Below are 21,355 nucleotides of genomic sequence, written 5' to 3' on the forward strand. Positions count from 1 at the left end.
ATCAAACTCCTATAAAAGAACTGCTAAAGCAGTGATTAAAAGGTTTAAAACCGCTAAAGGGATTAAGATCAAATAGCACATTTTCATCACTTGATCTGGACGCAATTGCGGAAAAGCTGCTCTTGCCCAAAAATACCAAAAGAAAATAAAACTTGATTTTACTATCATCATAATCCAACCAGGAATAATCCAAAAGCTATTAAAACCCCCTAAAAACAAAAGAGTTACTAAAATAGCTCCAGCTATCATAGAAGCATATTCACCTATAAAAAACATACCCCATCTTAAACCCGAATACTCCGTTCCATAACCCGCTACAATTTCAGCATCATTTTCCGTCAAACAAAGCGGAGTTCTATTAGTCTCTATAAATAAAGCAATTATAAAAAGCACAAAAGCCAAAGGCTGTTTAAAAATAAGCCAAGAAAAAAATCCATCGCTTTGATAATTGTTAATATCCACCAAAGAAAAAGAACCTACAAGCATTACAATAGCAATCAAAGCTAAAGCTCCTACGCTTTCATAGGAAATAATCGCTACAAGCCCTCTTGCAGCCCCTAAAATCGACCATTTATTATTACTTGCAAGTCCACCCAAAAACACCGCATAAAAGCAAAGTCCTGAAGTACCGATGACAAAAAGCAAAGCTACATTGATATCTGCCACTATAGGCTGAATTACCTTTCCAAATAAAGTAAATTCAGGTAGCATAGGAATAGCTGCTAAAGAAACAAAAGCACAAATAGCAGAAATCAAAGGTGCTATAGCAAAAATAAATTTTTGCGAATTTGAAGGGATTATATCTTCTTTAGTAAAAAGTTTTATCATATCAGCTACAAGTTGAATAAGCCCAAAAGGCCCTACCATATCAGGCCCTATGCGTCTTTGAAAATAAGCTAAAACCTTTCTTTCAGCATAAGTTGCAAGACCTGCTAAACTCGCAAATATTGCAATGATAATAATACATTTAATTAAAGCCTCTAAAGCAAAAAAAGCAAAATCACTCATGGCTTGCTCCTAATTTTTCTAAATTTGCCGCAACAAATCTTTCATCAAAAAAGCTTAGCGTATCAAGTTTTTCATCAAAATACGGCAAGAAAGCTCCATTTTTTATATCCTTATCCACACGCACGCTAAGGCTTAATTCTTTATCTTTTATTTTAAGTTTTACAAGATCTTTATCTTTTAAATTTTTTTCTTTAGCTAAATTTTCACTTACAGCTAAAAAAATCACCTCATTAATTGCACTAGCACGATTTGAAAATCTACCAAATTGATAGCTAGGATTAGCACTATAAAGCAAAATTTCATCTTCTTTTAGGTTTAAATTTTCAAAATTTGGAGAGATGAATTCTTTTTTAGCAACTTGTTTAAAACATTCTAAATTAAGCTCATATCCCCTTTTACAATCGCCTGCATTGGTATAAAAATTGTCTAAATGATCAAAATCAATCGGAGAAAAACCTTTATTTATAGGGAGTCTCTTGGTATAATTTATAGTATATTCCTCATCAAAACCTAAAGCGTTAGCCAAATCATTTAAAAAATATCCCTTAAATTCTAAAGCAGCGTTAGTTGGTACCACTCTTTTATCATAATTTAAAAAAGTTCCTTCTTGCTGATTTAAACTCGCACTAGCTAAATTTGCATGCTCTTCATAAGAAAAACTAAAATCACCTTTTTCATTGTAGCCTAAAGTCTTGCCTTCTTGTGTATTGTTATCCAAATCACAAATCATAGCCACACCTAAGGTATTAGTATGCGTAGGATTTAAAAAGACTTTAAAAGGAGTGGTATTTTGGATCAAAGCAAGTAATTTAGCAAGTTTTTTCGCATTTTTATGAAAATAAAAATCACTCCCTATAACAAGAGTAAAATTTGCTTTTTTAAGCAATAAATCTTCTAATTTATCTTCATCTATGCCTAAATTTTTAGCAAAAACAGAGCGTTGTACTTCTATGTTGTTTTTCACTTTCTTAGGCACGACTTTTTTTACTTCTTTTTGAATTTCATTGCCTTCTTCATCTTTTTCTATGACTTGTTCTACAACTTCTTCGTTGATACTTTCTTCTATTTCTTTATTTTCACTAACAAAAAACTCTGCTAAATGAGTTTTGATACCTTCATCTTGGCTAAATTTTTGAAGTAAAAAATATAAAATTTGCTCTTCATCGCCACTTTTATGAATGTGCGAGATAAAATTTTTAGAATATTTTGCTATACCCATATCTTCCATAGGATGAAAATAAAGCCCTGAGCCTTTATTCATCACTAAAGCATTATTGATTTTATAGCTAAGCGTTGGAGCATCATATCTTAAAAGCATTCCAGCTACAACCAAAAAATCACTTTTTGTTATATCTTGAGTATTAGCGCTATAAAACTCACCAGAATTAGCGATAAATTCTTGTAAAAATTCTTTAAATTTCAAAGCTTCTTCATTGATCAAAGAAAGATTAAATTTCTTTTTTAAATTTTGTAAAATCAAAGCTTCTTCATTGGTAATAAAACTATTAAATTTAATGTTTTTAATTTCATTTTTCTCAAAAAGTTCCACAAGTTCTTTAAAGGCTTTTTCATCTTTATCCGCCTCATTTTGCGTATCAAAAGCAAATCTTGCAGCCTTATTTAAACTTGCAAAGGCAAAATCATTACTCACACGATAAATTTTTTCTTTTTGATTGCTAATGCCGCTTTGCTTAATATCATAATACATCAACTCACAATCGCTTGAATGCGGATTTGAAGCAGGGATTCTTTTAAGTTCCCAAATATTTGAAGTGTATTGAAATTTCGAACCTATTAAAGCTCCTGTTGGGCATACGCTTGTACATTCTCCACAAAATGAACAATCAAGCGTGTCGCCATTTGTAGGGCCTATCAAACTTTTTTGAAATTTAGTCCAAATCGCATAAGCATCTTTTCCCATGCTCTCTTTAAAGCTATTGTCCACACTATCTCCGCCACGAGGAACAGTCTTTAAAGCACTTTCTCCGATTTTATCCTTACAAACTGTAATACAACGCTCACACACTATGCAAAGTGCGGGATCGTAATTAATCATTCCCCAATGTTTATGCGGTTTATGCGTGTCTTTAATCCAATATTTTTGAACATTTACACGACTTTTATGAGTGAAATTTTGCAATTCACACTCGCCTGATTTATCACAAACTCCACATTCTAAAGGATGATTGATACAATAAGCTTGCATGATCTCATTTCTTTCATCCCAAAGATTTTGTAAATCACTTTCTACAACCATGCCCTCTTTTGCTTTAGTATTGCAAGAATATACCTTTTTACCATCAGCTTCAACCATACACATACGACAAGCCAAAGTAGGACTACAGCCCGAAAGATAGCAAATCGCTGGGATAAAAATATCATTTCTTCTTGCTATATTTAAAATATATTCGCCTTCTTCAAAGGCGCAATCTATACCATTAATCTTAACTGTCATTTTGCTTCCTTTATGCGAATTGGAGTAAAATCAAAACCATTGTTTTCATAATTTAAAAAAGCTATAGTGCCTTGTAAATTTTCATCTAAACAAAGCTTGGTTTTAAGACTAAAATCTTTAGCCAAAATTTCAACTTCACTTTGATCTTTGCATTTTGCAATTTGTAAAAATTGCTTTGAACAATGTAAATTTTTATCTTGCAAATTTGCTCTAAAAAGCACTAACCCGTCATAATTATCGAGTTCTTTTAGGGTGTTTAATTTTGCCTTTTTAAAATCGCATTCTTCTTCATCGCTATCTAAAATCTTTAATCCATATTTTACACTTAGGAAATTTAAAAAATATTTGATATTTTCACTATCTTTATAAGAATGGATATTTTTATCTATAATTAAATACTTAGTCTCTTTTAAAAAAGCAAGCACTTCGCCTGCTTCTTCCTCTCCAAAACAAGATTCAGCACTTAAATATCCCTCATCTAAATCGCAAAATTGTCCTTCATCGCTTAATTTACAAAGCAAGGCCAAAACAAAACTCAAACTTGCAATTTCGCATTTGTAAAATTTAGCTTTTAAGTTTTTATCTTCCAAACAAGAAATATTAATACTATTTACACCTATTTTTTCACATAAATTTTTGTTTTTAAGGCTTGGCATATCTAAAAAACAAAGAGCATTATCATAAATCATACTCTCTCCTTTTTTATAACAATAGTCCAATCCACTTGATTAAATTTCAAAGAATTTAAAAGCTCACAGCCTTGTTCTTTTACAAAAGAAAAACTTTTTTCAACAGGAGAAAAATCGCCGATTTCAAAAAGCACCACTAAAACCTCACCTTGTTTTGCTTCTTTTATGATTTGTGCTAAATCTTCAAAAAGCTCTTTGCTTTTTCTTAAATCTACCCTTCTCATCGATCTATCTCACCTAAAACTATATTTACATTACCCATAATGGCTACAACATCAGCTAAATAAGTACCTACAAGCATTTCTTCAAAAAACGCACAATGCCAATAACTAGGCGTTCTAGCCTTTAAACGATAAGGTCTTCCTGTACCATCACTATGGATAAAAAAGCCAAGCTCACCTTTTGGACTTTCAGTAGGCACATAAACTTCGCCTTTAGGGGGTTTTAAACCTTGAGTGATTAAAACAAAATGCTGCATTAAAGAATAATTCTGCGTTAAAATTTGTTCCTTTGAAGCACTTACATACTCAGGATGCGTAGCTAAAATTTCAGGTGGAGTATCTTTATAAAGCATGGCACATTGTCTAAGGATTTTCAAACTTTCACGAAATTCTTGCATATAAACTTTATATCTTGCATAAGAATCCCCTTGCGTAGCATAAGGCACGCCAAATTTGACTTCATTATAAAGCAAATAAGGCTCTTCTTTGCGTATATCGTATTTTATGCCACTTCCTCTTAGCATCACACCCGTACAACCCCAGTTTAAAGCTTGTTCTTTAGTAACTACACCTACATTTTCAGTTCTTAAACGCCAAATTCTATTATCATCTAAAAGATCTTCATAATCTTTTAAATCATTTGGAAATTTATCGCAAAATGCAAGCATTTCTTCTAAATAATTCTCAGGTAAATCAAGCATAACCCCACCTATTCTCATAGAAGAATGCGTAAGCCTTGCACCACAATACTTTTCTATCAAATCCAAAACATACTCACGTTCTCTAAAACAGTATAAAAACACACTCATCGCACCAATATCAAGCGCATGAGTGGCAAGCCAAAGCAAATGTGATGTGATACGGTTTAATTCTAAAAGTATCATGCGTATCACTGCGGCACGGCGTGGAATCTCTAAACCACAAAGCTTTTCAACCGCTGCACAATAAGCATAATTATTCGCTGAAGCAGCGATATAATCCATTCTATCAGTAGTAGGAATAAACTCTTGATAAATCATATTTTCAGCCATTTTTTCCATACCACGATGCATATAACCTATACAAGGACGCGCTTTTACAACTTGCTCTCCATCAAGTTCTAAAATAAGGCGTAAATTTCCATGTGCTGAAGGATGTTGAGGGCCTAAATTGATAATCATCTTTGAGTCTTCTTGCTCAAAAGCTATATTTTCATAATAAGGTTTTAACTTGCTAGGAATTTGCATTTTAACGCCTTTTCTCTAAAATTTTTGCTTCATCACGTTTTACTTTTTTTACAAAAGCCACGCCTTCATCTTCTTGATATTCTTGTTTAAAGGAAATTTCCTTCTTTTGACTACCTTTTGGCACTTCATGATAAAGTCTTGCAAAATTTAGCGTATCTTTATCATCAGCAAAACCAGAATCTCTTTGCTCTTCGCCCACTACTTCACGATATTCTTTGCCAAAAATTTTATCAATCTCATACCATCTTGCAAACTCATCGCCCTTTAAAGGATAAGTTTTTAAAAGCGGATGTCCAAACCAATCATCAGGCATTAAAATGCGTTTTAAATTGGGATGATTTATGATGAAAATTCCAAACATATCATAAATTTCTCTCTCACTCCAATTTGCTCCTTTAAAAATATGAGCCACGCTTTGCAAACGCTCTTTTACGCCTACAAAAGTTTTTATTCTCACTCTTAATCTTTTTTCTAAATTTAAAAGCTGATAAAACACTTCAAAACCATTTTTATCTGCTACAAAATCAATAGCACTTGCCTCTGTAAAACTTAAATACCCTAAAGTTTTAAGCATTTGCAAGGTTTTAACATTGTCTTCTTTTTTAATTTCTATTACCCAAAAATCAAGCTCTACAAAGGAATTTAAAATTTCTACTTGAGTTTTTAAAACTTCAAAATCCTCTTTAAAAACACTTTCATTAACATCAGATTTTACAGTGTGTGGCGCGTGATAAAATCTATCTTTGTAATAATTTTGAGTTTGAGCATTTTTTTTATCGCTATACTTTCTCATTATACCAACCTTTTAGGTGCGATTTTACGACTTGCTTTTTCTTTGCGGATCTTTTTTTGCAAAATCATCAAAGCAAACTGAAAACTTTCGGGGCGTGGAGCACAGCCTGGCACATAAATATCTACAGGTATAATTCTATCCACTCCTTGAACCGTAGAATAAGTATTAAACATACCGCCTGTATTGGCACAACTTCCCATAGAAATCACCCATTTAGGATCAGGCATTTGATCGTAAAGTCTTCTTGTAAATTCAGCATGCTTTTTACATAAAGTTCCTGCGATAATCATCACTTCACTATGGCGTGGTGAAGCTCTAAAAATCGTTCCAAATCTATCAAAATCATATCTTGAACCCCCAGCCGCCATCATCTCAATCGCACAACAGGCAAGTCCATAAGATAAAGCCCATAAAGAATTACTCCTGCCCCATTGAACTAGTTTATCAACACTAGTTAAAACTACGGGCAAACCACTTGCATAATTTATTTGATGCTCTGCCATGCAAACGCTCCTTTTTTATAAGCATATAAAAATCCAACTCCTAAAAGTACGATAAAAATAAAAACTTCTAAAAGCCCAAACCAACCTAAATCTTTAAAAATCAAAGCCCAAGGAAATAAAAACACAACTTCTATATCCAAAAGTATGAAGATTAAGGCGATGATGAAAAATTGAGAGTTAATCTTGTTAGCTTGTTTAACAGGAATAGGACCACATTCATAAATTCCAAGTCCTAATTTTTTGCGATTTTTTGCGGCAAAATTATTACCGATTTTTGAAGCTAAAAAAACCAGTCCGAAAAAAATAACACTAGCAAGTACTAGCATTAAAAAAATACCAAAATAAGGATGCGAAGCATCTATATGAGACATTTATTCTCCTTTTTTAAAGCACTTTAATCACTCCACAACAAAAATTAAATTTACACTTTTCTTTATTTTACTCTAAACTTTCTATATTGAAACTTATATTAAAAAATATTTTTTAAAGTTTTAATTTTTTATGATTAAATTTATAAAAAAGATCACTTTGATGGCTTATAAATATATAAGAAATATTATTTTTTTGCTGATAGTCATATAAAAAAGTTAAAATTTCTTTAGAAGTTTTAATATCAAGTGCTGAAGTAATTTCATCTAAAATCAACAATTTAGGATTTAAAACCAAAGCACGGATAAGACCTACACGCGTGGCTTCTCCTCCACTTAACTCATAGGGTTTTTGTTTTAAAATTTGCTTTTTTAGACTAAAAAAATCAAAAAATTCTAAAATCAAGTCATCATTCTTTTGTAAATTAAAATTTTCCAAACCATCTTGTATAAGATTTTTGATTTTTTTATAAGGGTTTAAAGCCATTTTTTGATCTTGAAAGCAATACTGAATTTGCTTTCTTAAAAGTCTTTGTTTGTTTTTATCAAGCTTGTGTAAGTTAAGATTTTCATACCATACCTCACCCTCACTTGGATCTTCTAAAAAACAAAGAATTCTAGCTAATGTGCTTTTACCCGCACCACTTTTACCTAAAATTATTAAATTGTCATTTTCATTTAAAGAAAAATTGATATTATCAAAAATAATATGTCTTTCTTTTTTTAAATACCAATGCTTTTTAAGCTCATAAAACTTACTTAAATTACAAACTTTAAGCATTATAATACCTTAAAAACTCATTTAAGCTATATAAATTTGAACTATTTTTTTCTAGCATAAGAATTTCATCTGCTAAAGAATTTACCAAATTTAAATCATGAGTGATGCAAACTAAGGCTGTAGTATTTTTTAATTCTTTTAAAATCGATATAATCTTAGAAGCGTTTTCTTTATCCAAAGAAGCTGTGATTTCATCACAAATTAAAATTTGGGGTTGATTTAATAATGCCAAAGCTAGGCTCACCCTTCTTGCCATACCCAAACTTAATTCATTAGCATAAGAATGCCACAAACGATCAAGATTTTCAAATCCTAATTTTTGAAAATAAGAAAAAGCGTAATCTTTTCTTTCTTTTTGTTTTAATTTTGTATGAGTTTTTAAAACAAGATGACATAAATTTCCAATATCCAAATAAGGATAAAGACTAAGCTCTGCATCTTGCAAAACAAGTGCCACCTTAGAACGAAAATTTCTAAGCTCTTCTTTGTTAAAATTAAAAATACAAGAATTATGAAAACTTAATTCATCAAAACTTATTGTGAAATTAGAATCTAAAAGTCTTACCAAAGCTTTTCCCAACAAACTTTTACCCACTCCACTTTGTCCTAGTATCATTAAAGTTTTGCCTGTTTTTATATCTAAATTAATATCCTTAAGCAATAAATTATTCTTCAAACTGATATTTAAATTTCTTACCTTCAAGATCTTATACCCCAAATTTTTTGTAAAAAATTACCCAACCATAAAAGAGGTAAAAACAACAAAAGCAAGCTTAAAAGTGGAAAAAGTATCATCCACCAAGCGCCTATAAAAACTGCGTTTGAAGACTCACTCAAAAGAGTACCTAAAGTTGGAATTTCAAATCCTAAACCCAGTCCAAAAAAACTCAAAGTAGCTTCTGTGGCTATAGCATGAACGATATTAAATATAAAAAGTGTAAAAATCAGTGTTTTTAAAGCAGGTATTAAATCTTTAAAAAAAGCTCTAAATTTAGTTCTTCCAAGCACTATATTTGCTTTGTAAAAATCTAAATTTTCAAGTCTTTTTAATTCACTTTCTATAATTCTTGCTATGAAACACCAATGAATTAAAGCGATTAAAAAAATCATCAAAAACACATCAGAAGTTATCATACTTTGAAAAAACATCATAAGTAAAAAAGCAGGCAAGGCTAAAAAAAACTCTAAAATACGCATCCAAAAAACATAAAAAAAACATCGCGCTAAAAACAAATAACACAAAGCAAAGATAATAGACAATAAAGATCCACCAACACCTATAATCAAAGAATTTCTCAAAGCAAAAAGCAAACGAGAAAACAAATCCCTGCCTAAAAAATCAGTCCCTAAAATATAAGTAAAATTAGGAGCTTGATGCAAATTTTCTAAATGAGTACTTAAAATATCAAAAGGAGTCAAACAAGGTGCAAACAAGGCACATAAAAATAAAAAAATTAAAGGCGCAAGAATGATAAGAAATTTAAACAAAATCAAGCCTTCTTAATCTAGGATTTAAAATCCTAGCTACAATATCACTTAAAAATGTAAAAAATGCTGCAAGCAAAACGCTAAAAAATATAAGTGCAAGTACAACAGGATAATCTTTAAAAATAATACTTTTAAAAAGTAAAGACCCAAGTCCCTCGTAAGCAAAGACACTTTCTACCACATAAGTTCCCATCATAAAACTTAAAGCACTTCCCCCAAAATAAGCCACAATAGGGCTTAAAGAATATTTCAGAACTAAAAAATAAATATCTTTCTCCCTTAAAGCTCTAGCGTATAAATTTTGAATAAAAATTTGAGAAAAACTTTCATTGATAAAATTTCTAGCAATCCTTAAAAATAACGCCAAATGTGATAAAACGAGCACCAAAACAGGCAAAATCAAATGCTCTAAACGATTTAAAAAATCATCTTCAAAGCCTATATCACTACTTCCCATAACAGGCAAAATTTTCCAAAAAATTCCAAAAATCAAAACAAACAATAAAGCCAAAACAAAAGGAGGTAAAGCAAAAAAATTAAAAGCTAAAAAAGTGATGATTTTATCTATAAAACTTTCTTTATAAGAATATCCCAAAAGTGCCAAAAAAACACTGAGTAAAAATAAAAGCATTAAGGCACTAAAACCCAAAATAAAAGTATTAAAAATTCTTTCTTTTATAAGCTTTAAAACACTTTCTCCACTTAAAAAAGAAACTCCTAAATCTCCTTTTAAAGCCTTAAAAAGCCAAATTTTATACTGCTCTAGCAAAGGCTTATCAAGCCCTAAATTTTGTTCTATTCTTTGAACAAATTCTTTACTTTGTGAATTAACTCCATTAGCATAAGCTATACTGCCTTTACTAAAATGAAGTAAAACAAAACATAAAAAAGTGCTAAAAAATGCTACGACAATACTAAAAACTAAGCGTTTTAGCACTATTTACTCCACTCATAAACATTCCAAGTAAAACCCACTCCGTGATGACCTAAAGTCCTTGCTTTGATACCTTTTAAATCTTTATTATAAACTAAAGCAAAATCAAGATAGGCTAAAAAAATAAAAGGAGGATTTTCATACAAAGCATCTATAAAATCTTTATAATATTTTTTTCTCTCTTCCAAATTTGAAGTGTTTCTTGCTTTTTGCAAGGCTATATCCACTTTTTTATCATGATAATGTCCAAAATTCCAACCCTCATCATTTAAAGCACTATCTTGCGAACTTTCAAATACCCTAAAAGTGTGAAAATCAGGATCTAAAGGACTTCCCCAGCCTATTAAAAAACTATCTACTTTAGAATAATCAAAACTTCCAGCAGGTTTAGCCACCACCTTGCTTACAACTCCTATTTTTCTAAATTCGCTTTGCAAAATTCCAGCTAAACTTACCCTTAAAGGATCATTACTCATCGCCCAAATTTCAAATTCTAAAATTTTCCCATCTTTTTCAAAATTTCCATCTTTATTTTTCTTAAAACCTGCACTTACAAGCAAGTCCTCGGCTTTTTTAGGATCATATTTGTAAATTTTAAAATTCTTAGAATTTGCCCAAGAACGCTCTAAAGGGTGATTGGCTACAAAAGCATAATCATGTAAAAGATTTTTTATTATACTTTCTTTATCAACTGCGTAATTTAAGGCTTGTCTTACTTTTAAATCTTTTAAAAATTCATTATCAAAATTAAACATTAAAGCTCTATAATCAGCAGATCTTTCACGCAAAATTTTAAAATTTTCATCCTTTTTAAAAATATTCAATAAAGAAACATCAATCAAAGCCGCATCAATTTTGCCATTTTTAAGCTCTACGCTTGCAACCGAAGGATCAAAAATATGTTTGATGATAAGTCTTGGGGTTTTTACTTTTGTAAGATAAAAATTCTCATTAGCTTTAAACTCTACATATTCGCCCTTTTTCCATTTTACAAATTTATAAGGACCTGTGCCTATGGGATTTCGATTAAAAGAAGCAGTATTTAAGTCTTTATCACTAAGTAAATGTTTAGGAAGCATTCCTATACTTAAAGCATCTAAAAATGCAGGAAAAGGTTTAGAAAGCGTGATTTTAAGATGATAAGGATTTAAAATTTCTATACTTTTAATATCTTCAAAATTCACATAAATAGAAGAATTATTTTTAGGATTTTTAAAAGCTTCAAGACTGAATTTAACATCATCGGCACTAAATTTCACTCCATCGTGCCACAAAACATCTTCACGCAAAAAGATATCATAGCTAAGTCCATCCTTGCTAACATTCCACGACGCAGCTAAATCAGGCTTTAAGCTCATATGCTCATCAAAACGCGTAAGTCCTGAAAATACAAGATTAATCACCGCATCATGATCTTCGCTATATGCAGGATTTATCCTTGAAATTTCATTTTCCACAGCTACGATTAAAGTATCTTTTGGAATTTTAGCCTCAACATTGAAAAACAATAAAAATAGTAAAATAAACCATCTAAGCACTTGTAACTCCTCAAATTTAAAATTAAAAAAATTATAAAATAAAAAATAAGAAGCCACAAGCCCTATAGGGGGATAATTTGCTTTAAATTATGGAGTTTTATTTATCAATTAAATTGCTTCACTGCATTCATCCAATAAATACGCTATATGCTGCCAAGATATACCCGTAGCATCGCTTAATCCTATCTCGCAAGTGCTTGATGTACTAAACCCGCGCTTAATATTTGTTTTGGCATAAAATTTTTTAAAGCCCTTTGTAGCATTAATATTTAATTGAGGCTTGAAAAAGCCCTTGTATCCAGCAAACCCGCAACAATAGGTATCATTATCTATTAATACTTTTCCATTCGTGCATAGCTTTGCAAGCTTGATTATATTTTCATTTAAACCAAGCTTTCTAGCAGCACACATGATATATAATCCTACATTCTCATTGATTTTATCAATGCGTAACTTAGGAGCAATAAATTTTAATAAATACTCGCTTAAATCATAAATTTCATACTTTAAATGATCGCTAATTAACTTAGCACTACAAGCACTATGATCTAACACTATGGGCGAGTCTATATTGCTTAAAAAATCATTGATTTTTTGTATATTTTTATCTTGGATATCTTGAAAATTCTCATAAGCCTTACCACAACATAAATCATTGGTTGTATAAATAATGCCTATATTTGCTTTTTTACACAAGCTCTCAAATACTTCTTGCAAACTTCTTTTATCATGCATTTTTTCATTTGGTTTAAAGCTTTTATTAAGACAGCTTGTAAAATAAACCACATTGCAAGCTCTTTTACGACTTTTTAACTCATAATCATTCACCTTAGGCAAATACGCCCTAGTTCTTGGTATAATGCTAAGAAAATTGCTTGCTTTTTCGAGCTTATTATCAAGACTTAAATTATCAAATTTATTTGCGATACTTAATGAAAATTTAGCAATTTTTAGAGTTTTTTCATGATTTTTATATGCTAGATTTCCTAAAATTTTAGATATAAATCCTATATTATTTTTTCTATATTTTAATGAAAAATCAGCAAAATTAATCCCCAAAGGACATGAAAAAGAGCACACCCCACAAGCAGCACAAGAGCTGTCTACTAAATGATTGTAATATTTTTTAATATCCTTTAATTTTGCTTTTGACTCATCATCATTTAAGCTTTCAAGGCGTTTGATCTCTCGTAAGATCGCAATTCTTTGTCTTGGAGTAATTGTATATTCATTTGATGGACAAAATCTTTCGCAAAATCCACATTCCATACAGGTATTTAATTTCTCATCAATCCAACTGACTTGTTTGATATTTTTCTTATAAATATCTTTATCATCGCTAATGATTACATCGGGATTAAATAAACTATCCTTATCAAAGATACTTTTGATTTTTTTATTGATCAAATAAGCTTGCTTACCCCACTCTACCTCCACAAAAGGTGCCACCATACGCCCTGTGCCGTGTTCAGCTTTTATACTTCCACCATAAGAAGCTACTATATTAGACATTTCTTTAACTAGATTTGAAAAATTATCAAATTCAAGCTTATTGTTTAAATCCGGTGTGATAATAAAATGGATATTGCCTGCTAATGCATGGCCAAAAATGATTCCATTATCACCAAAGCCATATTTATAAAACAATTCTTGAATGCTTTTAATTCCATCGGCTAAATCCTCGATATTAAAACACACATCTTCAGTAATTACCGTTGAACCTGCCTTTCTAAGACTAGCTGCTATAGGCAAGAGTGCTTTTCTAATCTTCCACCATAAATCATATTCGGCCTTATTCTTGCTAAAATATGACTTATAAGCCAGTTTGGAAATTTCTTTTATTTTATTTATATTTTCATCAAGCTTAAGCTCATTACTATGCTCACTTTGGATCAATACACAAGTATTACCCTCTTTAATATCAGCTAAAATATCTCTTAACTCATCATAAGTTGATGCAGCTTTTAAACTTGCATAGTCCATTATTTCAGCAGAACTTACAAAATCAACTTTAGCAAATTCTTTTATAGTGTTTGCAGCATTATTGATATTATCAAAAAACAATAAAGCACAGGCCTTAAATTCCAAATCATCCAAAACAGCAAGCTTAACTTCGCTTACAAATCCCAAAGTCCCTTCAGAGCCAATAAGCAAGTGTGCTAAAATATCTATTTCATCATCATAATCAACAAAGGCATTAAGGCTATAACCTGTGGTGTTTTTGATTTTAAATTTTTTGATTATTAAATCTTTTAATTCTTTATTGGCATTAATCTCTTCTTTGATCTCTCTAAGTTCATTAATTAATTTTTTATTTTCATCTTTAAATCGAGCCACGCTTAAAGCATCACTGGTATCAAGCATACTACCATTTGCCAAAATCACCCTAATACTTCTTAAGGTTTTATAGCTATTATCCTTAGTTCCGCAGCACATTCCGCTTGAATTGTTATTTACAATCCCTCCAATTAAAGCTGAATTTATAGTAGCTGGATCAGGTCCTATTTTTTTCTTCAAAAAAGCAAGACTTTCATTAGCATGAATGCCTACTACACCACATCCTAAAGTAATTTCACTAGCGTCTTTGTTAATTTTTATTTTTTTAAAAGCAAATTTAATCACTACAAGTACTCCATCACAAGAGCTTTGTCCACTTAAACTTGTACCTGCTGCTCTAAATGTTATAGGAGTTTTATAAGTATTTGCTAATTGAATAATTTGCTTAATTTCATCTTCATTTTTAGCAATAATCACTATTTTTGGAATATAAAAATAACACGACGCATCAATGCCATAAGCATAGCATCTAGCATAATCATTAAAAATTCTATCCTTAAAAATATACTTAGCCTCATTATAAAAAGCTTTAAAATTTGCCATAGTCCCTCTTTTTAATTTATTATCAATTATATAATTTAATAATTTAAAGATAATTTTAAATTTATATTTTTGAGCATAATTTTAACACAAGTCAATTTTTTTCTCCTTTTTAAGATATAAAATATCTCTTTTACAACAAAAAGGAGAAACTATGACAAAAGAACAAATTCAAATCATCAAAGATTGTGTGCCTATTTTGCAAAAAAATGGAGAGGATTTAACCAATGAGTTTTATAAAATAATGTTTAATGATTATCCTGAGGTAAAACCTATGTTTAATATGGAAAAACAAATTTCAGGAGAACAACCAAAAGCTTTAGCAATGGCGATTTTAATGGCGGCTAAAAATATAGAAAATTTAGAAAATATGAGAAACTTTGTTGATAAAGTTGCCATAACTCATGTTAATTTAGGAGTTAAAGAAGAGCATTATCCTATAGTTGGAGCTTGCCTTTTAAAGGCTATTAAAAATCTTTTAAATCCTGACGAAGCTACTCTTAAAGCTTGGGAAGTTGCTTATGGAAAAATTGCTAAATTTTATATCGATATAGAAAAAAAGCTCTATGATAAATAATATAAGCCCATTTTGGGCCTTAATCAAATTTTTCTACTAAATTTTTAGCTAATTCCTTTATATTCTCACCCTTTAATTCGCTGATTTCACCATTTTGAGCCAAGAAAATTCTATCAGCACTATCAAAATATGCATCATCATGTGTGATAGCAAAGATTGTTTTACCTTGCTCTTTTAGCAAAGGTAAAAGTTTTTTATAAAAAAATCTTCTAAAAACAGGATCTTGATCAGCCGCCCATTCATCAAGCACTAAAATATCCCTTTCTTCAAGCAAGGCTATAAGCATAGCTAAACGCTTTTTTTGCCCTGTAGAAAGTTTGGTTAAGGTCAGTTCATTATCTTTGACACTTGTTTTATTTTTAAGTTCTAAAAACTCCAACCAAAAAGCAATTTTTTCTTCGCTTGCAAAATTTTCTTTATTTAAGGTTTTAGTAAAAAGATGAAAATCGCTAAAAACAGCAGAAATAAGAGATCTATACTCATCTAAATTTTTATCATCTATAAGCGTATCATCAACATAAATTCCGCCTTTGCTTGGCTTAAAAAGTCCTGTCAAAAGCATACAAAAAGTGGATTTACCACTTCCATTTTTACCTATTAAAAATACCAATTCACCTTTTTTAAGTTCTATATTTACAGGATTTAAGTGAAAATTTTCTTCATAAGCAAATTGAGTATTTCTAAAAGAAATTTTTTTCCATTCGCTAATATAATGTGTTTTTTTAAAACCTTCTATATAATCATCTAATTCCAATTTTGCGATCTTATCCAAAGCGATTTTTGCCAAAAGCAAAGTAGGAAAAGATCCTATCATAGATACTAAAGGGGTTCGTAAAAACAAAATAGAAAGAGCTATAGTTGTAGCATCTGCAACACTTGCCCATTCAAATTTTAAAGCTAAGTAAAACTCTACACCCACTAAAGCCAAAAGAGTTACATTTGTCCAGTTGTTTGAGAGATTGTTAAAAAGATTGCCTAAAGTACTATTTTTCTTTTTCAATCTTGCATTATTTTCAAATTCATCTTCATAGTAAAGTTTGGCTCTATCACGATTGATCAAAAGTTCTTTATGTCCATCTAGTATATTTTGGTAATTATTTTGCAAAGCATCATCATTTTCCCTTGCCTTTCTAAAATACTGATATACTTTCATCATCAAAAAATTATTAGTAATAAAAATAACCATAATCCATACCACACACAAAGCAAAAATTTGTGGTGAAAGATAACATAAATAAACACTAGTGCATAAAATCAATATACTTGATTGTAAAAAATCAGGCAATCTTAAAAGCCCAAAAGATATATTTCTCACATCACTTCCTAAAGAAGCTAAAATTCTAGCCTTACCTACTTTAGCCACTCTTAACAAAGGGGTATCTAATATCTGCTTTACTACACGCCTTTGCATTTTAAAAATAAAATTTTGTCCAAAAATACTAAGTCCAAGTTCAACTATGGTAGAACTTATAAAAAATATCAAAAGCAAAACAATAAAATAAAAAATAGGAATGTTTTGTGCATTTTTAAGCAAATAATCATTGATAAAAACAAGAGTTAAAACTCCAACAGCGCTTGTAATAAAAGAAAAAAGCAAAAAAGAAATCAACTTTAATTTATTTTGCTTAAGTAATTCCATAATAAAAGGCATTTATAAACTCCAAAATATAATTTTAATTATAACATTTTAAGAGTGATTATCAAAATTTTATTTTATCTTTTACTATAAAAACAGCACAAATAGCCAATAACGCTAAAAAAATCATATATATACTCATACCATATAAAAATGGATTTTCATTTTTACTCGCAAGTGTATTAAGCCAAAAAACGAGTTGCGGAGTAATACCGCCTGAAATTGCATAAGCAATATTATAAGAAAAAGAAATTCCTGAAAATCTTATTTTAGCTCTAAAAACTTCACTCATTAAAATAGGTGCGAACACATTAATCCCACCTAAAAAACAAACAATCGAATACAAAATACACACCAAAACCAAATTTTTAAGCTCATATAAAGCATAAAAATATAAAAAAGAAAAAAATACAAAAGTTAAAGAAAAGAAAATGCAAATTTTAAATAAACCAAATTTATCTACAAGATAACCCATAAAAGCCCCGCCTAAAGCTATTCCCAAAATTCCTAATATCTGTAAATAACTTCCTTCAACCCCACTTAAATTTAAAATACTAGGCATAAATTTAGGCATTAATAAAACAAGCACAATAACACAACCTGTTAAAACCCAAGTCATCATCATTGATGAAAATAAATTTTTTACAATATCCTTTTCTTTAAATAAATCTTTAAGCGGAAAAGAACTAAGCGATGATTCTTTTTTCATTTGTTTAAAAACAGGAGTTTCTTGCAAAAATCTACGCAAATAAATAGAAATAATCCCAAAAATTCCACCTACAAAAAAAGCAATACGCCATGCATAAGTAGCAATTTCTTCTATACTAAAAAAAGCATTAATGATTAAAATACTATACTTCCTAACAAAATTCCTAAAGCCATAGCTGAATTTAAACAGCTTAAAAAGAAAGCTTTTTGTTTTTCTTGACAATGTTCTCTTACAAAAACCCAAGCTCCAGGCAATTCTCCACCTATAGCTATGCCTTGAAAAATTCTTATAAGTATCAATAAAATAGGAGCTAAAAACCCAAGAGTTTCATAACCTGGAATAAAAGCTAAGACAAAGGTGGGAAGAACCATTAGTAAAATACTTAGCATAAACATATTTTTACGCCCAAATTTATCTCCAAAATGTGCCATAACTATACCACCTAAAGGACGTGCTAAATATCCAGCTGCAAATGCTCCATAAGTATTTAATAAAGCCCAAAATTCACTCATACCTTTAGGAAAAAATACATTGGCTATATATTCAGCAAAAAAGACAAAAATAATAAAATCATAAAATTCTAAAGTTCCTCCTAGTGAAGAAAGTCCTAAGATCTTAATTTCCTTTGTTCCAAATTTTGATTTTCTCATTGATTAATTACCTTAAATTTTAAAAACATTGTTTTTATTATACTATAATCATTTCCAAAATATTATCTAAAAAATTTAAGGATAAATATGTTTAATTTTATAACCACCCTTTTAAAAACCAATCTTTATTTTTTAGAAGAAAAAACCACAAGCAAAAGTTCAAATCAAACCCATATAATCTCGCTTAAACAATCTGATGATGAATTTTTAAATTTATTATTTTCTTTTTTAGTGCCACAAAACGATGAAGATAAGAATTTTATAGAAAAAACTCGCACAAAAATCAAAAGAAATGAGCATAATATTGCTCTGATAAAAAATCCAAATTTTAATGCTTTAATAGACACAGGGTTTTTAGATACTATTGATACATTAAAGAAAAATTACATATCCACAAAACCGATTTTAAAGATATCACTCATATTATCTTAACACATGCACATCCTGATCATATAGGAGCTTTAATGAGCGAAGAAAATCTTTTTCCAAAAGCTCAAATTTTAATCGATAAAAAAGAATATGATTTTTGGATCAAAAGTGATAGACAAGAAATTAAAAACACCTTGCTTAAACTTAAAAATATAGAATTTATTAACCACTCTAAAGATTTGATCTTTCAAAATTCAGGCATTAAAGCCATACCTGCTTACGGGCATACCCCAGGTCAAAATGCTATCATAATTGATGATAAAATAGTCTTTTGGGGAGATTTACTTCATCTTTATGATATACAAATCCCAAAACCTAAAATCGCTATAAAATTTGATATAGATCAAAATGAGGCTATACAAACAAGGGAAAAACTACTTAAAGAATTTAAAGAAAGAAAACTCAAAGTTATAGGGACTCATGCATCTTTTATCGAACCTGAATTTTTAGATTAATTACTTAAAAATTACTAAAAATTAAGTAAAAATTTTAATAATTTTTGCTAAAATTATAGCCTTTTTATTTCATGAAAGGAGAAAATTTTGGCAAAAGATGATGTAATTGAAATTGATGGCACCGTACTTGAAGCATTGCCTAATGCAAATTTCAAGGTTGAACTTGACAACAAACATGTAATTTTATGTCATATTGCAGGAAAAATGCGTATGCATTATATAAGAATAATGCCAGGTGATAAAGTAAAAGTAGAACTTACACCTTATAGCCTTGATAAAGGGCGTATAACTTTTAGATATAAATAATCTAAGTTATTTAAAAGCTAATTTTAGGTAAAATTAGAGTTTTTGCGGCAAATTACATCGAACTATATGAAGAAGTATTTTTAAAATCCACCACTTATTTTGAAAATAGTTGGTTATTCATAAAACCTGATGTAGTCGTAAATCAAGTGGAATTCATTCAAGGAGACGCTCATGAAAGTGAGACCATCGGTTAAAAAGATGTGCGACAAGTGCAAAGTAGTTCGCCGTAAAGGCGTGGTTCGCATTATTTGCGAAAATCCAAAACATAAACAAAGACAAGGATAAACATGGCTCGTATTGCAGGTGTGGATTTACCAAAGAAAAAAAGAATTGAGTATGGACTAACCTATATTTATGGTATAGGACTTTTCACTTCAAGAAAAATTCTAGATAAAGTAGGAATTTCTTATGATAAAAGAGTTCATGAGTTAAGTGAAGATGAAGCAGCAGCTATCCGTAAAGAAATTCAAGAAAACTATATGGTTGAAGGGGATTTGAGAAAACAAGTTGCTATGGATATTAAAGCACTTATGGATTTAGGAAGCTTTAGAGGCTTAAGACACAGAAAAGGCTTACCAGTTCGCGGACAAAAAACAAAAACAAACGCAAGAACTAGAAAAGGTAAGAGAAAAACTGTTGGTGCAAAATCATAAGGATAAATCATGGCAAAAAGAAAAATCGTAAAGAAAAAAGTAGTTAAAAAAAATATAGCAAAAGGTATTGTTTATATCAGTGCGACTTTTAACAATACTATGGTTACAGTGACTGATGAAATGGGAAATGCTATCGCTTGGAGTAGTGCAGGTGGTTTAGGATTTAAAGGTTCTAAAAAATCAACTCCTTATGCAGCACAACAAGCAGTAGAAGACGCTTTAAATAAAGCAAAAGAACACGGAATTAAAGAAGTAGGCATTAAAGTACAAGGACCAGGAAGTGGTAGAGAAACTGCTGTTAAGAGTGTAGGTGCTATGGAAGGAATCAAAGTAACTTTCTTAAAAGATATCACTCCATTAGCTCACAATGGTTGCAGACCGCCTAAGCGTCGTCGTGTCTAAGATATAAGAAAAATTTAGGAGAATATTATGGCAAGATATAGAGGACCAGTAGAAAAATTAGAAAGACGCTTTGGTGTTAGCTTAGCATTAAAAGGAGAAAGAAGACTAGCTGGCAAAAGTGCACTAGACAAACGCCCTTATGCGCCAGGACAACACGGAGCAAGAAAAGGTAAAATTAGTGAGTATGGACTTCAATTAAGAGAAAAACAAAAAGCTAAATTTATGTATGGAGTAAGCGAAAAGCAATTCCGTCGTTTATTTGCTGAAGCAGCAAGAAGAGAAGGAAATACAGGGGTATTACTTATCCAGCTTTTAGAACAAAGATTAGACAATGTGGTATATAGAATGGGTTTTGCTACAACACGTCGTTTTGCAAGACAACTTGTAACACATGGACATATTTTAGTAAATGGTAAAAGAGTGGATATTCCTAGCTTTAGAGTAGAAGCAGGTGCTAAAATCGAAATCATCGAAAAAAGCAAAAACAATCCTCAAATAACAAGAGCTATCGAACTTACAGCACAAACTGGAATCGTTGCTTGGGTTGATGTTGAAAAAGATAAGAGATTTGGAATTTTCACAAGAAAACCTGAAAGAGAAGAAGTTGTCATTCCGGTTGAGGAAAGATTTATCGTTGAGCTTTACTCTAAGTAATAG

At 30.4% G+C, this 21,355-nt stretch carries 21 protein-coding genes and 2 pseudogenes; 7 read left to right on the forward strand and 16 right to left on the reverse strand.

The features are described from left to right. Nucleotides 1-9: 9 nt before the first annotated feature. The 14 genes from nuoH to OT390_RS08020 all read right to left on the reverse strand — a co-directional run bounded on the left by nuoH (nt 10) and on the right by OT390_RS08020 (nt 14,884). The gene (gene nuoH, locus OT390_RS07955; protein WP_002867591.1) at nt 10-1,008 is read right to left on the reverse strand and encodes an NADH-quinone oxidoreductase subunit NuoH; all 999 of its coding nucleotides are present in this window, start codon (nt 1,006-1,008) and stop codon (nt 10-12) included. Further along, the gene (locus tag OT390_RS07960; RefSeq protein ID WP_394535955.1) at nt 1,001-3,463 is read right to left on the reverse strand and encodes an NADH-quinone oxidoreductase subunit G; all 2,463 of its coding nucleotides are present in this window, start codon (nt 3,461-3,463) and stop codon (nt 1,001-1,003) included. Before OT390_RS07960 ends, nuoH begins: the two co-directional genes overlap by 8 nt. Further along, nucleotides 3,460-4,152 carry a hypothetical protein gene (locus OT390_RS07965; RefSeq protein WP_002870002.1) on the reverse strand — a complete coding sequence of 231 codons (693 nt, stop codon included), beginning with the start codon at nt 4,150-4,152 and terminating at the stop codon, nt 3,460-3,462. The genes OT390_RS07960 and OT390_RS07965 overlap by 4 nt, the downstream gene beginning before the upstream one ends. After that, nucleotides 4,149-4,376: an NADH-ubiquinone oxidoreductase subunit E family protein gene (locus OT390_RS07970; protein WP_002824979.1), complete on the reverse strand. Its 228-nt coding sequence runs from the start codon at nt 4,374-4,376 to the stop codon at nt 4,149-4,151. The genes OT390_RS07965 and OT390_RS07970 overlap by 4 nt, the downstream gene beginning before the upstream one ends. Continuing rightward, nucleotides 4,373-5,599: an NADH dehydrogenase (quinone) subunit D gene (gene nuoD / locus OT390_RS07975; RefSeq protein WP_002885616.1), complete on the reverse strand. Its 1,227-nt coding sequence runs from the start codon at nt 5,597-5,599 to the stop codon at nt 4,373-4,375. Before nuoD ends, OT390_RS07970 begins: the two co-directional genes overlap by 4 nt. Before the next feature lies 1 nt (nt 5,600). Further along, on the reverse strand, nt 5,601-6,395 hold the full coding sequence (locus tag OT390_RS07980) for an NADH-quinone oxidoreductase subunit C (RefSeq protein ID WP_079263624.1): 795 nt from the start codon (nt 6,393-6,395) through the stop codon (nt 5,601-5,603). Next, entirely contained in the window at nt 6,392-6,895 is a 504-nt protein-coding gene (locus tag OT390_RS07985; RefSeq protein ID WP_002824974.1) for an NADH-quinone oxidoreductase subunit B family protein, read from the reverse strand. The genes OT390_RS07980 and OT390_RS07985 overlap by 4 nt, the downstream gene beginning before the upstream one ends. Further along, nucleotides 6,877-7,266 (reverse strand): NAD(P)H-quinone oxidoreductase subunit 3, encoded by a 390-nt coding sequence (locus OT390_RS07990; protein ID WP_002870000.1) that lies wholly within the window; start codon nt 7,264-7,266, stop codon nt 6,877-6,879. The genes OT390_RS07985 and OT390_RS07990 overlap by 19 nt, the downstream gene beginning before the upstream one ends. Nucleotides 7,267-7,378: 112 nt before the next feature. After that, nucleotides 7,379-8,044: an ATP-binding cassette domain-containing protein gene (locus tag OT390_RS07995; protein WP_002858929.1), complete on the reverse strand. Its 666-nt coding sequence runs from the start codon at nt 8,042-8,044 to the stop codon at nt 7,379-7,381. Then, complete coding sequence (locus OT390_RS08000; RefSeq protein WP_016818313.1) at nt 8,037-8,747, reverse strand: ATP-binding cassette domain-containing protein; 711 nt, start codon at nt 8,745-8,747, stop codon at nt 8,037-8,039. The genes OT390_RS07995 and OT390_RS08000 overlap by 8 nt, the downstream gene beginning before the upstream one ends. Beyond that, on the reverse strand, nt 8,744-9,538 hold the full coding sequence (locus OT390_RS08005) for an ABC transporter permease (RefSeq protein ID WP_079263817.1): 795 nt from the start codon (nt 9,536-9,538) through the stop codon (nt 8,744-8,746). Before OT390_RS08005 ends, OT390_RS08000 begins: the two co-directional genes overlap by 4 nt. Continuing rightward, complete coding sequence (locus OT390_RS08010) at nt 9,525-10,469, reverse strand: ABC transporter permease (protein ID WP_002858932.1); 945 nt, start codon at nt 10,467-10,469, stop codon at nt 9,525-9,527. The genes OT390_RS08005 and OT390_RS08010 overlap by 14 nt, the downstream gene beginning before the upstream one ends. Beyond that, on the reverse strand, nt 10,469-12,004 hold the full coding sequence (locus tag OT390_RS08015; protein WP_406611484.1) for an ABC transporter substrate-binding protein: 1,536 nt from the start codon (nt 12,002-12,004) through the stop codon (nt 10,469-10,471). Before OT390_RS08015 ends, OT390_RS08010 begins: the two co-directional genes overlap by 1 nt. A gap of 108 nt (nt 12,005-12,112) precedes the next feature. After that, nucleotides 12,113-14,884 (reverse strand): FAD-binding and (Fe-S)-binding domain-containing protein, encoded by a 2,772-nt coding sequence (locus OT390_RS08020; protein ID WP_394535953.1) that lies wholly within the window; start codon nt 14,882-14,884, stop codon nt 12,113-12,115. Between the two features lie 151 nt (nt 14,885-15,035). On the opposite strand from OT390_RS08020, the gene cgb reads away from it, so the two are divergent. After that, a complete protein-coding gene (gene cgb / locus OT390_RS08025) occupies nt 15,036-15,458 on the forward strand; it encodes a single-domain globin Cgb (protein WP_002867582.1) in 423 nt (140 codons plus the stop codon). Nucleotides 15,459-15,477: 19 nt separating this feature from the next. On the opposite strand, the gene OT390_RS08030 is transcribed toward cgb, so the two are convergent. Both OT390_RS08030 and OT390_RS08035 read right to left on the reverse strand, forming a co-directional pair. Continuing rightward, on the reverse strand, nt 15,478-17,109 hold the full coding sequence (locus OT390_RS08030) for a multidrug ABC transporter permease/ATP-binding protein (protein ID WP_002851469.1): 1,632 nt from the start codon (nt 17,107-17,109) through the stop codon (nt 15,478-15,480). A gap of 49 nt (nt 17,110-17,158) precedes the next feature. Continuing rightward, nucleotides 17,159-18,453, reverse strand: a pseudogene (locus OT390_RS08035) (MFS transporter). Between the two features lie 87 nt (nt 18,454-18,540). Here OT390_RS08035 and OT390_RS08040 point away from each other — a divergent pair. From OT390_RS08040 to rpsD, 6 genes and pseudogenes are all read left to right on the forward strand, one after another. Further along, nucleotides 18,541-19,337 (forward strand): annotated as a pseudogene (locus OT390_RS08040) (MBL fold metallo-hydrolase). Between the two features lie 87 nt (nt 19,338-19,424). Continuing rightward, nucleotides 19,425-19,643 (forward strand): translation initiation factor IF-1, encoded by a 219-nt coding sequence (gene infA / locus OT390_RS08045; RefSeq protein WP_002781436.1) that lies wholly within the window; start codon nt 19,425-19,427, stop codon nt 19,641-19,643. 171 nt (nt 19,644-19,814) lie between these two features. Continuing rightward, the gene (gene rpmJ, locus OT390_RS08050) at nt 19,815-19,928 is read left to right on the forward strand and encodes a 50S ribosomal protein L36 (RefSeq protein WP_002781429.1); all 114 of its coding nucleotides are present in this window, start codon (nt 19,815-19,817) and stop codon (nt 19,926-19,928) included. 2 nt (nt 19,929-19,930) lie between these two features. Continuing rightward, nucleotides 19,931-20,296, forward strand: coding sequence for a 30S ribosomal protein S13 (gene rpsM, locus OT390_RS08055; RefSeq protein ID WP_002800121.1), 366 nt, complete (start codon nt 19,931-19,933; stop codon nt 20,294-20,296). 9 nt (nt 20,297-20,305) lie between these two features. Continuing rightward, complete coding sequence (gene rpsK, locus OT390_RS08060; protein ID WP_002779544.1) at nt 20,306-20,698, forward strand: 30S ribosomal protein S11; 393 nt, start codon at nt 20,306-20,308, stop codon at nt 20,696-20,698. Between the two features lie 27 nt (nt 20,699-20,725). Continuing rightward, nucleotides 20,726-21,352 (forward strand): 30S ribosomal protein S4, encoded by a 627-nt coding sequence (gene rpsD, locus OT390_RS08065; RefSeq protein WP_002858938.1) that lies wholly within the window; start codon nt 20,726-20,728, stop codon nt 21,350-21,352. Nucleotides 21,353-21,355 lie beyond the last annotated feature (3 nt).

Source organism: Campylobacter sp. CFSAN122748 (assembly GCF_045277125.1).
Taxonomy (GTDB): Bacteria; Campylobacterota; Campylobacteria; order Campylobacterales; family Campylobacteraceae; genus Campylobacter_D; species Campylobacter_D jejuni.